We start from the raw sequence: 14,497 nt of genomic DNA, 5'->3' as shown, positions 1-14,497 counted from the left end.
CCGGGCCGGAGAAAATTCGTACGAATTTTCTGCGGCTCAGAGCTTGCCCTTGAGGTAGTCCATGACCGCCGGACGGACCGATTGGTCGCCCGCGATGCGCACACCGTCGATCACCTCGTAGAGCTCCTCCAGATCGACCCGGCGAAGGATGGATTTCACCGGCCCGATGGAGGCCGGGCGCATCGAGAGGCTGCGCAGGCCGATCGCGGCAAAGCAGGCGGCCTCGACCGGGCGGCCGGCATCCTCGCCGCAAAAGCTCAGCGGCGTGTCATGCGTCTCGCAGCGTTTCACGATGGATTCGATGAAGCTCAGAAAGCTGACGTTTAGCGTGTCGTAGCGCCGCCGCACCAGTTCGTTCTCGCGGTCGGCGGCGAAGAAGAACTGCTTGAGGTCATTGCCGCCGATCGACAGAAAATCGACCTCTTTGAAGAAAGAATCAGGCGCGAAGGCCAGCGACGGCGTTTCCAGCATCGCGCCGATCTCGATCTCGGAGGGCAGGGGGTGTCCGAGGATGCGCTCGCGATCCAGCGCCTTGTTCATCTCGGCATTGGCGGCGGAGAATTCTTCGCGCTGGGCGACGAAGGGGAACATCACCGACAGCGGGCGCCCTTTGGCGGCGCGCACGAGCGCCTGCAACTGCATCCGCATCACGCCGGGCTTGTCGAGCGCCACGCGCACCGCGCGCCAACCGAGGGCGGGGTTGGGCTCGTCCACCACCTTCATGTAGGGCAGCACCTTGTCGGAGCCGATGTCGAGCGTGCGGAAGCAGACGCGCTTGCCGCGGGCCGCGTCCATGACGTGGGAATATAGCTCGCTCAGTTCCGAGCGGCGGGGCATGTGGGCGCGCACGAGGAACTGAAGCTCGGTGCGGAAGAGGCCCACGCCTTCGGCGCCCGAGCCTTCGAGGCTGGGCAGGTCGGCCATGAGGCCGGCGTTCATGTGCAGCGCGAGCCGGGTGCCGCAGAGTGTTTCCGCCGGTTTGTCGCGGATCGAGGCGTAGCGTTCCTGGGCCTGCGCCTGCATCGCCATCTTGTCGCGGAAGGCTGTGACCACGTTGTCGTCGGGGCGCAGGTGCACGATGCCCTGATCGCCGTCGACCATGATGAAATCGCCGTTGAGCGCCTCGTTGGTGATGCGGCTGGCGTGAATGACCAGCGGGATCGCCAGCGCGCGGGCGACGATGGCGGCGTGGCTACCGACCGAGCCTTCCTCAAGCACAATGCCGCGCAGTTTGCGCCCGTAATCCAGCAACTCGCCGGGGCCGATATTGCGCGCGATCAGGATCGGATCGTCGGGCATTTCCGCCCCGGTTTCCGACCCCTGGCCGGTGAGGATGCGCAAGAGGCGGTTCGAGAGATCGTCAAGGTCGTGGAGCCGGTCGCGCAGGTAGGGGTCGGTGACTTGCGTCATCCGGGCGCGGGTGGTGGATTGTTCCTTTTCCACCGCCGCCTCCGCCGACAGGCCGCGTGCGATGTCCTCCTCCATCCGCTTCATCCAGCCCTTGGAATTGGCGAACATGCGGTAGGCTTCGAGCACCTGGAGCTGTTCCTTGTCGCCGGTGGCCGCCGTCGAGAGCATGCGGTTGACGCCCACGCGCAGGGTGTCCACGGCCTCTTCCAGCCGTTCCAGTTCGCGGTTGGGATCCTCGGCGATGGGGTTGGTGACCACGACGCGCGGCTCGTGCAGCCAGACATGGCCCTGCGCGGCCCCTTCCTGGGCGATGCCGCCGCGGAACAGGACGGGCTGCTGGTGGCGGGCCGACATGGCCGCACCTTCGCCGACGAAGGCGCCCAGCTCGGCCATCTCGGCGATGACCATGGCGACGACCTCGACCGCGTAAAGCTCTTCGTCGGAATATTCGCGGGCCTGCTTGGACTGGACCACCAGCACGCCCAGGGTTTCGCCCAGCCGCTGGATCGGGACCCCCATGAAGGAGCAATAGGCCTCTTCCCCGGTTTCGGGCATGTAGCGAAAGCCGCGGGCGGCGGGCGCGTTGTCGGTGTTGACCACCTTGCCGGTGCGCGCCACGCGGCCCACGAGGCCCTCGCCCAGCTTCATCCGGGTCTGGTGCACGGCGTCGCGGTTGAGACCTTCGGTGGCGCAGAGCTCCAGCGTGTCCTCGTCGCGGAAGAGGTAGATCGAGCACACCTCGGTGCGCATTTCCTCGGCGATGAGCGCGGTGATCGCGTCGAGCCGGGCCTGTCCGGCGGCGTCCTCGGCCATGAGCGCGCGCAGGCGCGAGAGCATCTGGCGGCTGTCCGTCTCGATATGATCGCCGGAAGGTGACATGGCGTTCGGAAGCCTTTCCATTGGGCCGTTCTGGCCGGAGCCGGGACGTTTAAATCACAGGTTGCCGGCATTGTGAAATGGCAATGTCGCGCGGCGACGCGCGGGGCGGCGCAGCCCGGTGAATTGCCTCGATATTGCCCGATTGGTGTCGGATCGCGCTTGTCCCTGCCGCAAGAGCGGGCCGGCGCGGGGCTGTCGAAAGCGGGCGTGGCGTCGCTGGCGCTGCCCCGCCGCAGGGCGCCGGGGCGGCCCGTCAGGCGGTCTTGTCCAGCTCGAACGCGTCATGCAGCGACTGCACGGCCAGTTCCATGTACTTGCGGTCGATCAGCACCGAGATCTTGATCTCGGAGGTCGAGATGACCTTGATGTTGATGCCTTCGTCGCGCAGCGTCCGGAACATTTTGGCGGCGACGCCCGACTGGCTGCGCATGCCGATGCCTACGGCCGAGACCTTGGCCACGTTGGTGTCGGCCACGAGGTCGTGAAAGTTGATCTCGCCCTTTTCCTTGGCGCCCTTGAGCGCCTTTTCGGCGCGGGCCACCTGGTTGGTGGGGCACGAGAAGGTCATGTCGGTGCGGCCTTCCTCGGAAATGTTCTGGATGATCATGTCCACGTTGACGCCCGCGTCCGACAGCGGCCCGAAGATGGCGGCGGCGATTCCGGGCCGGTCGGCGACCGAGATAAGGGTCATCTTCGCCTCGTCGCGGGAATAGGCGATGCCGTTGACCACGTTTGATTCCATGATTTCCTCCTCGGCGCAGACCAGGGTCCCTGCGTCGTCCGATTGTTCCTCGAAACTTGATAGCACGCGCAGGCGCACGTTGTAGCGCATCGCCAGCTCGACCGAGCGGGTCTGCAGGACCTTGGCGCCGAGCGAGGCCAGTTCCAGCATCTCCTCGAAGGCGATCTTGTCGAGCTTGCGCGCCTTGTCGGTGATGCGCGGATCGGTGGTGTAGACGCCGTCGACATCCGTGTATATGTCGCAGCGTTCCGCGCCGAAGGCGGCGGCGAAGGCCACCGCTGTCGTGTCCGATCCGCCCCGGCCCAGCGTGGTGATCCGGCCCTCGGGGCTGACGCCCTGGAAGCCCGCGACCACGGCGACCTGCATGCCTTCGCCGAACTTGGCGTTGATGTTGTCGGTGGGGATTTCCTCGATCCGGGCGGCGGAGTGGGACGAGTTCGTCCTGAGCGGCACCTGCCAGCCCTGCCAACTGCGCGCCGGGATGTCCATTTCCTGCAAGGTCAGCGCCATGAGGCCTGCGGTGACGGCCTCGCCCGAGCTGACCACGGCGTCGTATTCGCGGGCGTCGTAGAGCGGCGAGATCTCGTCGACCCAGCCCACCAGTTCATTGGTGCGCCCGGCCATGGCCGAGACGATGACGATCACGTCATAGCCCTTGGCCACCTCGACGCCCACGCGTTTCGCCGCGCGGCGGATGCGGTCGATATTGGCCACCGAAGTGCCGCCGAATTTCATCACGAGCAGGGGCATGGCTGCGTCCTTGGGTCAGATCGCAGGTGCTTTACGCGGGTGCGCGGGGAAGGGCAAGAGCGGAGCGTGGGTCGGGCGCGGCCAGGAAAATTCGTACGAATTTTCCTGGGCATTTTCTTCGGTGAAGAAAATGGCGGGTCAGAACGGGTGGTCCTGGCCGTCCCAGGTCTTGAAACAGCCGGTGCTGTCGGTGTCGAGCGCATCGAAACGCTCGATCAGGCCCGCAGCGGCCTCGTCCACCGAGATGTCCGCGCCGTCACCGCCCATGTCGGTGCGCACCCAGCCGGGATGGTAGATCCCGACCGCAAGCCCCAGGGGCGCCAGGTCCTTCGACAGGTTGCGCCCGAGGTTCAGGGCGGCCGCCTTGGAGGCGCGGTAGATGTAGCTGCCGCCGGGCGCGCGTTCGTGGCTGGCCATCTGGCTGGAAATGATGGCAATCCTGCCCGCCTGTGCCGCCTGCAGGCAGGGCAGCAGGGTTTGAACGGTCAGGAAGACCCCGGTCACGTTGGCGGCGAAACTGTCCGCCCACATCTTGGCCGGGTAGCCGTCGGGCAGGGTCTCGCCCTTGTCAAGATAGACGCCGGCGTTGCAGATCAGCAGATCCACCGGCGCGCCGTCGAGCCGCGCGGCGAAGGCGCGGTGACTGGCCGGGTCGGTCACGTCGAGCGTGTATTCGGCCTCGGGGTCGCGGGATGTGCCGGTGACGTCGTCGCCCCGGGCGGCATAACCCTTGGCGAGGGCGGCGCCGATGCCGCGGTTGGCGCCGGTTATGACAACATGCATGGCAAGGCTCCTTGGGGTCGCGGTGGGGGTCTGCGCCATGCCGGGGGGCGGCATTGCGAGAGGCTAGTTCGACTTTCGGCTCGGGACGAAGGGCAGGGGCAGGATCGGCACGCCGTCCTCGATCAGCCTGCGGGCTTCCTCGGGTTTCGCCTCGCCATGAATGGGGCGGTCCGGGGTGACGCCGTCATGCATGTCGCGGGCCCGTTTGGCGAAACTGGTGCCGACATATTCGGAGTTTTCCTCGACCTGCCGTTTCAGGGCCTCAATGGCGCGGGCGCGGTCGTCGGTGGGGGCGGAAAGGCCGTCGCCTGCCGACGGGGCCTGCTGGGCCGGGGCGGCGTTTCGGCTGGCGCGGACACTGGGGGCCATCATCGCCTTTTCCACCGAGCCGTTTCCGCACACGGCACAGGACACCATGCCGGCGGCGTCGAGCTTGTCAAAGGCCGCAGCCGACTGGAACCAGCTTTCGAACTGGTGGTCATTCTTGCATTTCAGGGTGAACTTGATCACCGTTCCGCTCCGCTATCCGACGTGTAACAAATAGGCAAAATCCCGGTACAATCAAGCAGAAGCGCGGTGCCGGGCGATTTACAACTTGCGCGGGTCGAAGGTTTTCAGCAGGTGCGCAAGCTCGGGCTCATTGACCCGTTTCGCGGCCTTCTTGAGGCTCATCCAGCGGCGTTTGCGCTGTCCGGCCTCGGGAAAGTCATCGGTCAGGGCGTTGACCTTGACCGGGTAGACCATGACGACGCACGGCAGTTTGTCGGCGGTGCCGACGCCCTTGGAATAGGAAAAGAGCGCAAGGCACGGGCCCGCGACCTTGCCGCGCACGCCGGCCTCTTCCCAGGCTTCGCGCAGGGCGCTGTCGCCGGGGGTTTTGCCTTCGATCGGCCAGCCCTTGGGGATGATCCAGCGCCCGGTGCGCCGGGAGGTGATCATCAGGACCTGCGGCTGGCCCGCCTTCATCCGGAAACACAAGGCGCCGAACTGGGTGCGCACGTCGCGCTTGTCGGGAATCTGCAGCGCCAGGGGAAGCTGATCTTTGCTGTGTAGGGTCATCGGGTTCTCTCCTGCCCGTCTGCTCAGACCGGAATGTATATACGAAGTATTAGCACGATTTTATTCGATTCACATGAATTTTCCATGATAGCCGCGCATTCCCTTGCCGCGATGCAGCGCGCCGTCGGGTCCGAAACGTAAATGGTGCTGTGCCACGGCTCTTGTGTCGCCTCCGCAGGTGCAGGATACTTGCGCCGATGTTACGCATTTTCGGCCTTCTGACAATCATTTGCACGATGCTGGCGACGATCGCCCCGGGGCGGGCGGATGCGCCGGTCACCATTTTCGCCGCCGCGTCCCTGCGCGGGGCGCTCGATGCCGCGCTGGAGGGGGCAGAGACGCACGTGCGCGTGTCCTATGGCGGGTCGGGCACCATGGCGCGGCAGATCGCGCAGGGAGCGCCCGCGGACGTGGTGATCCTGGCGAACGTGGCCTGGATGGACTGGCTGCAGGAGCAGGCCCTTGTGGACGCCGGCAGCCGCCGGGACCTGTTGGGCAACCGGCTGGTTCTGGTGGGCCCGAAAGGCGCGGCGCCTTTGGACCGCGCGGATGCCGCCGCGCTGACGGGCAGGCTGGCCGGGGGGCGGCTGGCCGTGGGCCACACCGAGGCCGTTCCGGCGGGCATCTATGCCAGGGAATGGATGCAGGCGGCGGGCCTTTGGCAGGCGCTGCGCCCGCAACTGGCCGAGAGCGAGAACGTCCGCGCGGCGCTGGCGCTGGTGTCGCGCGGCGAGGCGCCGCTGGGCGTCGTCTATGCCAGCGATGCGCAGGCCGATCCGGGCGTCGTGGTGCTGGCGGAGATCGACGCGCGCTTGCATGCCTCGATCGTTTACCCGGCCGCCCTGATTGCGGGGCGCGACAGCGAGGCCGCGCGCGGGGTGCTGTCGCATTTGCAGCGCGACGCGGCGCGGCAGGCGTTCGAGCGGCATGGATTCGTGGTGCTTGGGGACGATCGGTGACCTTTGGCCTGACCGAAGCGGAATCCGCGGCGCTGGCGCTGTCGCTGAAGGTGTCGTTCTGGGCGGTGCTGGTCAGCCTGCCGCTGGCTGTCGCGATGGCGTGGGTGCTGGCGCGCAAGCGGTTCCCGGGAAAGGCGCTGCTAAGCGCGCTGGTGCATTTGCCGCTGGTCCTGCCGCCGGTGGTCACGGGGTATCTTCTGCTTTTGACCTTCGGGATGAACGGGGCGGTGGGCCGGGTGCTGGCCGACTGGGGGATCGTGTTCGCCTTTCGCTGGACCGGCGCGGCGCTGGCGGCGGGGATCATGGGATTTCCGCTGATGGTGCGGGCGATACGGCTGGCGATCGAGGCGGTGGACCCCAGGCTGGAAGAGGCGGCGGAGACGCTGGGCGCGGGCCGGATGGCGCGGTTTCGCACCGTGACGTTGCCGCTGATCGCGCCGGGCATCCTGGCGGGCGTCGTGCTGGGCTTTGCCAAGGCGATGGGCGAATTTGGCGCGACCATCACGTTCGTGGCCAACATTCCCGGTGAGACACAGACCTTGCCCTCGGCGATCTATGCCTTTCTGCAGGTTCCGGGCGGGGAGACGGCGGCGATACGGCTGGTCGTGCTGGCGACCGTCGTGGCGCTGGGCGCGGTGCTGGTGTCGGAATGGCTGGCCCGGCGCGTGGCGCGGCGCATCGGTCAGGACGTGACGCGATGAGCCTGAGCGTCGAGATCGGGCATCGGTTTCCGGGGCTGGACCTGGACGTGGCGTTCGAGGCCGGGGCTGGGGTGACCGCCCTGTTCGGGCCGTCGGGCGCGGGGAAGTCCAGCGTCGTCAATGCCATCGCCGGATTGCTGCGTCCCGATGCCGGGCGGATCGCGCTGGACGATACGGTGCTGTTCGACGGCAAAGGGGGCGTGCACGTGCCGGCGGCGCGCAGGCGTATCGGCTATGTCTTTCAGGACGGGCGGCTGTTTCCGCACATGAGTGTCGGGGCGAATATCGAATACGGCGCCCGCTTTGCGCCCGGTGGGCTGGACCGGCCCGAGATGGGGCGGGTCGTGGGGCTGTTGGGGCTGGAGGCGCTGCTGGGCCGGCGGCCCGGCACGCTCTCGGGCGGGGAGAAACAGCGGGTGGCGCTGGCGCGGGCCTGGCTGTCGCGGCCGCGCCTGCTGTTGATGGACGAGCCGCTGGCGGCGCTGGACGAGCCGCGCAAGGACGAGATCTTTCCCTACCTGGAGCGGTTGCGGGACGTGGCACAGGTGCCGATCGTCTACGTCTCGCACAACCTGGCCGAGGTGGCGCGGCTGGCAGATGATCTGGTGGTGATGCAGCGCGGGCAGGTGGTGCTGTCGGGCAGGGCCGAGGCCGTGCTGAGCGATCCCAAGGCGCTGCCCCTCGTTGGCGTGCGCGAGGCCGGGGCGATCCTGCCGGCGCGGGTGGCCGAGCACGGGGCCGACGGGCTGAGCCGCCTGGTGCTGTCGGGCGGTGAGTTGCTGCTGCCCGGCGTCACCGCGCCCGAGGGCAGCATGATCCGGCTGCGGGTGCTGGCGGGGGACGTGCTGCTGTCACAGGCGCGGCCCGAGGGGTTGTCGTCGCACAACGTGCTGCCGGTCGGGATCGTGGCGCTGCATCGCGGGATGGGGCCGGGGGTGGCGGTTCAGTTGCGGGCGGGCGATGACATGTTCCTGGCGCGCATCACCCAGAGGGCGGCGTCGGAGATGGGCCTGGCCCCCGGCAAGGCCTGTTTCGCGATCCTGAACGCCACCGCGATCCCGCGCGGCAGCATCGGCGGTGCCGTGCCTTCGCAGACAGGGTAGATCCTGCGAGTTGACATTTCTGACTAAATCGATCAGAAATTAGGTCAAGCCAGCCGGATCGGTCAGCCACCCCCTGAAATCGCAAGCAATGGAGCGCGATCATGCATGTGATCCGACAGACAGAATCGGCAGGCTTGGAGCCGCGGCACGCGGGCGTGCCGGACGTGAACTTTCCCCTTCTCGGGTCGGCGATGGCCAGCGGGCTGTGCCTTGACCTGATGATCGAACGGCTGCTGGAACGCGCCGGGGAGGTCCGGGCATGATCCGCGCACAGACCAAGGCGATGCCGCAGCTGGTGGCCGATACCGAAACCAGCGAAGCCCTGTTTGACGCAAGGGAGTTAACGAAAGGTCGCACGACCGCGCAGATCACGCTGGACGACAAGGTCTACACCTTGCGGATCACGCGGGCGGGCAAGCTGATCCTGACCAAATGAGGGCGGTCCGGGCGATCCCGGATCATGTCCGGGATGGCTCTGCATCTTTGGCGGCCGCGCGACGTGGCGGCCGGCCAAACGTTTCTGTCGGGTTTTTGCTGGCAAGTCGCGGCGGGATGTGGCAGCGAAGGGCGCCAACACCCTTTGAGGACCCGCTCGCCGCATGTCGGAAAGCCTGCTGCACCGCCTGGCCTGGATCGTCGTCGCGCTATGCGTGGCGCCGATCATCGCGTCCGCGCTGGCCGCGTTCACCGGCGACCTCGACACCTGGCGCAACGTGTTGTCGAGTGTCCTGCCGCGCTATACCGCGACGACGCTGATCCTCGTGGTCGTGGTGGGGCTGTCCACCGCCGTCATAGGCTCGGTCACCGCGTGGCTGGTGACGGTCTATCGCTTTCCTGGACATCGCTGGCTGGAGATCGCGCTGGCGCTGCCGCTGGCCTTTCCGGCCTATGTTCTGGCCTATGCCTATACCTATCTGCTGGATCATCCCGGCCCGGTGCAGACCCTCTTGCGGGATGTGACGGGGTGGGGGCCGCGCGACTACTGGTTCCCCGAGATCCGCAGCCTGGGCGGTGCGGCGCTGATGCTGATCATCGTGCTTTACCCGTATGTCTACCTGCTGGCGCGGGCGTCGTTCCGGCAGCAATCGTCGAACGCGTTCCTGGTGGCGCGCACGCTGGGGCGCTCGCCGATGGCGGCGTTCTGGCGGGTGGCGCTGCCGATGGCGCGCCCTGCCATTGCCGGCGGTGCGCTTTTGGCGGTGATGGAGACGATCGCGGATTACGGCACGGTGGCATTCTTCAATGTGCAGACCTTCGCCACGGGGATCTACCAGGCTTGGTTCAGCCTGGGGGACCGGCCCGCTGCGGCGCAGCTGTCGCTGTGCCTTTTGATGTTCGCGCTGCTGGTGGCGGGCCTGGAGCGGGCGCAGCGGGGCCGCGCGCAGACGGCGGGACGCGGGGCACGGTTCGACACGCTGGAGAAGCCGCGGCTGACCGGCGGCGCGGGATGGATCGCGACACTGGTCTGCCTCGTGCCGGTGCTGCTGGGCTTCATCGTCCCGGTCATCATGCTGGGCACGATGGCGGTGGGGTCGGGCCAGAACCTCTTTGCGGCGCGCTATATCGGCTTCATGCAGAATTCGGTCCTGCTGGCCTCGGTCGCGGCGGTCCTGACGGTGATGGGCGCGATCCTGATCGGGTTCCGCGCGCGCACCCGGCCCACGCGGGGCAGCAAGGCGCTGGTGGTGGGCGCGGGACTGGGATACGCGGTGCCCGGCGGCGTCATCGCCGTGGGCCTGATGGTGCCGATGGCCGCGCTCGACAACCTGATCGACCGGATCATGGAGAGCAATTTAGGCATCGATACCGGGCTGCTGATCACCGGGTCGATCTGGTTGATGGTGCTGGCCTACATGACCCGGTTCATGGCGGCGGCGCTGAATGCCTATGACAGCGGCATGGCGACCGTGCCGGGGCATTTCGATGCCATCGGGCGGTCGCTGGGGCAATCGGGGCCGAAGCTGTTGATGCGGGTGCATCTGCCGGTGGCGCGATCCTCGGTGCTGACGGCGCTGCTGATCGTGTTCGTGGACGTGATGAAGGAGTTGCCGGCGACGCTGATCCTGCATCCGTTCAACTTTCAGACACTGGCGGTACAGGCGCACCGGCTGGCCGCCGATGAGCGGCTGCACGAGGCGGCGGTGCCGTCGCTGGTGCTGGTGGCGTTCGGGTTGTTGCCGGTGATCATCCTCTGCCGGTCGATCGGGCGTGAGGAGCCGGGGCGCCGCGCGGCGCGGCTGGGGGCGGCTATGAAAGCCGGTTAAGAGCGGTTTCGCCACGGGCTGCGCCCGCGTCGACCGGGGCGAGAGGCGCTGCCTCTCGCGCTCTCCGGGATATTTCCGGCCAGAGGAAGAGCTGTGGCAAGGAGCGCGCCGGCCCGCGGCATGGCGGGCCGGCGTGTAATCGGTTCAGCTGGTTTGCAGGTAGCTTTCCAGGCTGTCGTCCAGCGCATCTTTCCACGCCGTGTGGTGCGCGGGCGCCTGCTTGCCTGTCATGGGCGAGACATAGCCGTGGTCGCGGAAGGCCATGATGTCCTTCTTCTTGTGCTTCTTCCAGGCGTAGAACTGCTGGCAGGCCATCTCGACATCGAAGCCGGGATAGTCGGTTTCGGCCATCAGCTCCTCGGTATAGTCGCCCTGGTAGCGGATGCAGGCGTAATCGTCCTCGAGCGCGTCCTCGTCGGCCTGGCGCTTTTTCCAGTCGGCCTCCATCGTCGCGGTGTCCGGCAGGGCGATGCGGCCCAGGATGCAGTCGCGGACCCACCAGGCCTGAGCGTCGAACATGTTGAAGGTGAACCACTGGTCCTGCATCCCGAGGTAGAACATACGGGGATTTTCGATCCAGACGACGCCCTTGTAGAGGTCGTCCGCCGCCAGGCGGTTCGCGGTTTTCAGGCGCAGGTCGTCGGGCAGGAAGGGGAAGTGGTGCTTGTAGCCGGTGCACAGGATGATCGCGTCGACCTCGCGGGTGTGGCCATCGGAGAAATGGGCGGTCTTGCCCTCGACCTTCTCCAGTGCCGGCACCTCGTCCCAATTGTCGGGCCAGTCATAGCCCATGGGGCCGGAGCGATAGCAGGTGGTGATCGAATTGGCGCCGTATTTCCAGCATTGCGAACCGATATCCTCGGCCGAGTAGGACGCGCCCATCAGCAGGATGTCCTTGCCCTCGAACTCGCGGGCATCGCGGAAATCGTGGGCGTGCAGGATGCGGCCGTTGAACGTGTCGAAGCCCGGGTAGTGGGGCACGTTGGGCGTGGAGAAGTGGCCGGTGGCGACGATGACGTGGTCGTACTCTTCCTCGGTTTCGGTGTCGGAGCTGGAGTCGCGGGCGGTGACGGTGAATTTCTCGGTCTTGTCGTCGTAGCGCACGTCGCGGACCACGTTGTTGAAGCGGATCCAGTCGCGCACGCCGGCCTTTTTCACCCGGCCCTCGATATAGTCGAAGAGCACGGCGCGGGGCGGGTAGCTGGCGATTTCCTTGCCGAAATGTTCGTCGAACGTGTAATCGGCGAACTCGAGCCCTTCCTTGGGGCCGTTGGACCACAGGTAGCGGTACATCGAGCCGTGGCAGGGCTCGCCATCCGCGCCGACGCCGGTGCGCCAGGTGTAGTTCCAGAGACCGCCCCAGTCGCTCTGCTTTTCGTAGCAGACGATGTCGGGGATCTCGGCGCCCTTGTCGGCGGCGGATTGGAAGGCGCGCAATTGCGCCAGTCCGGACGGTCCCGCGCCGATGACGGCAACTCTTTTCTTGGCCATTGTATCTTATCTCCCTAGATTGGTGTGGACCAATTATTGACTTTGGTTCTTTTGGTTCCTTTTACTAAGCCAAAGACTGGACCAGTCTGTCAAGGATTCCTTAAGGGAGCGTGCGGTGGCCGCGGAAACATCAAGTTTTGCTCAGAGATTGGCCCTTTCGGGGGTGATGCCGCGCCTGTCGGTGGGCATGGCGCGCACGGTGGATATCGGTTTCCTGGCGCCGTTGTCGGGGCAGGCGGAAAGCTGGGGGCTGCCCGGATTGCAGGGCTGCCGCATCTGGGAGCGGTGGCTGAACAACGCGGGCGGGGTGCTGATCGGGGGGCGGCGTTATCCGATCCGCATTCACTCATATGACAGTGGAGAAAGTGCTGACGCGGCGCGCGAGGGGGCGCAGGCGCTCATGCGCGACCACGACATCAAGCTGATGATGATGCTGGGCGGCGACGCCTATCGCGCGGTGGGGCAGGACCTGATGGACAGGCGCATCCTGACCTCGACCCTGCTGCCCTCGGACCTGTCGCCGGACGCGCCTTACCTCATTGCGCCGTCGGAGGTGCATCCGGTTTACGTGGTCACGGGAGTGGAGTGGCTGACGCAGCGGCATCCGGAGCTGAAGACCGTCGCGCTTTGCGCGCAGCAGGACGGCATGGGCCTGCCGTCGCTGGCCACCTACCGCGCGGCGTTCAAGGCGGCGGGGGTCGAGATCGTGCACGAGGTGCAGTACCCCGCGGAAGGCGCACCGGCGGAGAACGTGGTGGGGCCGATGCTGGCCGCGAACCCCGATGTCCTGTGCTGGTGCACGAGCTATACGCCAATGGTGCACGCGATGACGGAATATGCACATGCCAAGGGATTCAAAGGCCAAATCCTGTCCTGCACCTGCGATCATTACGGTCACCTGGTGGAGAAGCTGGGCGCGGAGTTCATGGAAGGCGTGGTGTTCCAGTTCCCCGATTTCGACGATCCGGCGCTGAGCGAGAAGGCGTTCTTCTTCAACCGGCCGCATGCGTTCTACGAGGAATACAACGCCGCCTATCCCGACAGCTGGACGGCCGTGAGTTGGGAATACGCGGCGATCCTGGATATCTGGCACGCCGCGGTCGAAAAGGCCGACAGCGTGGCGCCGGCAAGCGTGCTGGCGGCGATGAAACAGCTGGGCGAAGTCACACATGCTTTCGGTCCCGCCGAGTGGTGGGGCACGGAGATGTTCGGGATCGACAACGCGCTGGTGGGCGACTGGCCGGTGGTGCGTATCGAGGAGGGGCGGGCCAGGGTCGTGGCGTTCGGGTCGGTGCCGGGATGGCTGCGGCGGCACGAGGATCTGTTGCGGGCGGAGATGCAGGACCTGGGGCAGATGTGGCAGCAGCGGCTGTCCTATGAGCGGGTGCTGGCGCTGGGGGCGCGCGTGGTGCAGGGCGAGGGTGCGACTGAAGGGTAAACGCGGGCGAATCGGGCCGAGTCGGCGTGTCGGTATTTCGTCGGTATCCGGGTGGTATTCCGACGGTGCGTTTTTTGCTGATTTGGCAGATTGACGGGGCGTGCGGTGCAAAAGCCTTTTGAAGGCTTTTGCCAAGACTTTTCTGAAAAGTCTTGGCCTTGCGTTAACCGGGGTTAATGCGCGTCAATCATCCTGAAGAAGCAGTTTTTGTTCCTCGACGAGATGCAGCTTGATGAACTCCACCGCCTGGCCGACATCGCGCGAGGCGATGGCGTTGTAGAGCGTGTTGTAGCGTTTCTGGTAGTCCTGCATCCGGCGCGGCGTGAGCGCGCGGCGGCGCAGGCGGGTGCGATAGCTTTCGCGGTAGGTGTCGATGGCCAGCCGGTAGCAGGAGGCCAGAAGGGCGTTGCCGGTGCCTTCGGCGATCTGCAGGTAGAGCTGTTCCTCGAGCGCGATGAAGGCGTCGATATCGGTGGTGACAGTCTCGATCCGCGACAGGGTTTCTGACAGCGCGGTCAGCATCCGCGGGGTCATGTTCACCACTGCCAGCCGGACGATTTCGGGCTCGAGGATGCCGCGCACGACGAGGTGGTCGAGGGGGCTGGTCTCGCCGGCGACGGAATCGGGCGAGGGGGCGGCCTGGGGCGTGGAGCGGTAGGTGACGAAGCTGCCGGCGCCGGGGCGGCGGCGGATCACCTCCTGGCCTTCGAGCACGTCGAGCGCCTCGCGCACGGTGTTGCGGGCGACGCCCAGTTCTGCGGCGAGCGTGCGTTCGGACGGCAGGCGGGTGTCGCGGGGGTATTCCTCGGACTTGATGCGCGCGAAGAGCGTGTCGACGACGATCTGCACGGTGGCGCCGACCGGATGGGCGAGGCGCAGTTCGGGGGCGGTGTCTTGGGTTTCTGTGCTCATCGGACC

The 14,497-nt window shown here is 66.5% G+C and carries 14 protein-coding genes; 7 read left to right on the top strand and 7 right to left on the bottom strand.

Annotated elements, in window-relative coordinates; genetic code table 11:
• Positions 1-36: 36 nt before the first annotated feature.
• The 5 genes from ptsP to FIU85_RS05145 form a co-directional block, all read right to left on the bottom strand.
• Positions 37-2,289: a phosphoenolpyruvate--protein phosphotransferase gene (gene ptsP, locus FIU85_RS05165; RefSeq protein ID WP_152498183.1), complete on the bottom strand. Its 2,253-nt coding sequence runs from the start codon at positions 2,287-2,289 to the stop codon at positions 37-39.
• Between the two features lie 253 nt (positions 2,290-2,542).
• Complete coding sequence (locus FIU85_RS05160; RefSeq protein ID WP_152491766.1) at positions 2,543-3,781, bottom strand: aspartate kinase; 1,239 nt, start codon at positions 3,779-3,781, stop codon at positions 2,543-2,545.
• A 138-nt stretch (positions 3,782-3,919) separates the two neighbouring features.
• The gene (locus FIU85_RS05155; RefSeq protein ID WP_152496101.1) at positions 3,920-4,564 is read right to left on the bottom strand and encodes an SDR family NAD(P)-dependent oxidoreductase; all 645 of its coding nucleotides are present in this window, start codon (positions 4,562-4,564) and stop codon (positions 3,920-3,922) included.
• A 63-nt stretch (positions 4,565-4,627) separates the two neighbouring features.
• On the bottom strand, positions 4,628-5,074 hold the full coding sequence (locus tag FIU85_RS05150) for a DUF1178 family protein (RefSeq protein WP_152496100.1): 447 nt from the start codon (positions 5,072-5,074) through the stop codon (positions 4,628-4,630).
• Between the two features lie 78 nt (positions 5,075-5,152).
• Complete coding sequence (locus FIU85_RS05145) at positions 5,153-5,623, bottom strand: NUDIX hydrolase (RefSeq protein WP_152496099.1); 471 nt, start codon at positions 5,621-5,623, stop codon at positions 5,153-5,155.
• 236 nt (positions 5,624-5,859) lie between these two features.
• Here FIU85_RS05145 and modA point away from each other — a divergent pair, with 236 nt between their 5' ends.
• From modA to FIU85_RS05120, 6 genes are all read left to right on the top strand, one after another.
• Complete coding sequence (modA, locus tag FIU85_RS05140; RefSeq protein WP_254703009.1) at positions 5,860-6,582, top strand: molybdate ABC transporter substrate-binding protein; 723 nt, start codon at positions 5,860-5,862, stop codon at positions 6,580-6,582.
• Complete coding sequence (gene modB / locus FIU85_RS05135) at positions 6,579-7,283, top strand: molybdate ABC transporter permease subunit (RefSeq protein ID WP_152491771.1); 705 nt, start codon at positions 6,579-6,581, stop codon at positions 7,281-7,283. Before modA ends, modB begins: the two co-directional genes overlap by 4 nt.
• Positions 7,280-8,386, top strand: a complete 1,107-nt coding sequence (modC, locus tag FIU85_RS05130) for a molybdenum ABC transporter ATP-binding protein (RefSeq protein WP_152496097.1) — start codon at positions 7,280-7,282, stop codon at positions 8,384-8,386. Before modB ends, modC begins: the two co-directional genes overlap by 4 nt.
• 101 nt (positions 8,387-8,487) lie before the next feature.
• The gene (locus FIU85_RS21920; RefSeq protein WP_172978037.1) at positions 8,488-8,649 is read left to right on the top strand and encodes a hypothetical protein; all 162 of its coding nucleotides are present in this window, start codon (positions 8,488-8,490) and stop codon (positions 8,647-8,649) included.
• 20 nt (positions 8,650-8,669) lie between these two features.
• Entirely contained in the window at positions 8,670-8,822 is a 153-nt protein-coding gene (gene hemP / locus FIU85_RS05125) for a hemin uptake protein HemP (protein WP_254701860.1), read from the top strand.
• 163 nt (positions 8,823-8,985) lie between these two features.
• Positions 8,986-10,650 carry an iron ABC transporter permease gene (locus FIU85_RS05120; RefSeq protein ID WP_152496096.1) on the top strand — a complete coding sequence of 555 codons (1,665 nt, stop codon included), beginning with the start codon at positions 8,986-8,988 and terminating at the stop codon, positions 10,648-10,650.
• Between the two features lie 144 nt (positions 10,651-10,794).
• Here the strand turns inward: FIU85_RS05120 and FIU85_RS05115 are convergent, their stop codons facing one another.
• Positions 10,795-12,141, bottom strand: coding sequence for an NAD(P)-binding domain-containing protein (locus FIU85_RS05115; RefSeq protein WP_152496095.1), 1,347 nt, complete (start codon positions 12,139-12,141; stop codon positions 10,795-10,797).
• A 166-nt stretch (positions 12,142-12,307) separates the two neighbouring features.
• Here FIU85_RS05115 and FIU85_RS05110 point away from each other — a divergent pair, with 166 nt between their 5' ends.
• Entirely contained in the window at positions 12,308-13,579 is a 1,272-nt protein-coding gene (locus FIU85_RS05110; RefSeq protein WP_152496094.1) for an ABC transporter substrate-binding protein, read from the top strand.
• Positions 13,580-13,762: 183 nt separating this feature from the next.
• Here FIU85_RS05110 and FIU85_RS05105 read toward each other — a convergent pair whose 3' ends face one another.
• Positions 13,763-14,491 (bottom strand): FadR/GntR family transcriptional regulator, encoded by a 729-nt coding sequence (locus FIU85_RS05105; RefSeq protein ID WP_152491777.1) that lies wholly within the window; start codon positions 14,489-14,491, stop codon positions 13,763-13,765.
• Positions 14,492-14,497 lie beyond the last annotated feature (6 nt).

This window comes from Roseovarius sp. THAF8 (assembly GCF_009363735.1).
Taxonomy (GTDB): Bacteria; Pseudomonadota; Alphaproteobacteria; order Rhodobacterales; family Rhodobacteraceae; genus Roseovarius.
The sequence above is the reverse complement of the archived record's forward strand: the minus strand, read 5'-3'. Positions and strand labels throughout refer to the sequence as shown.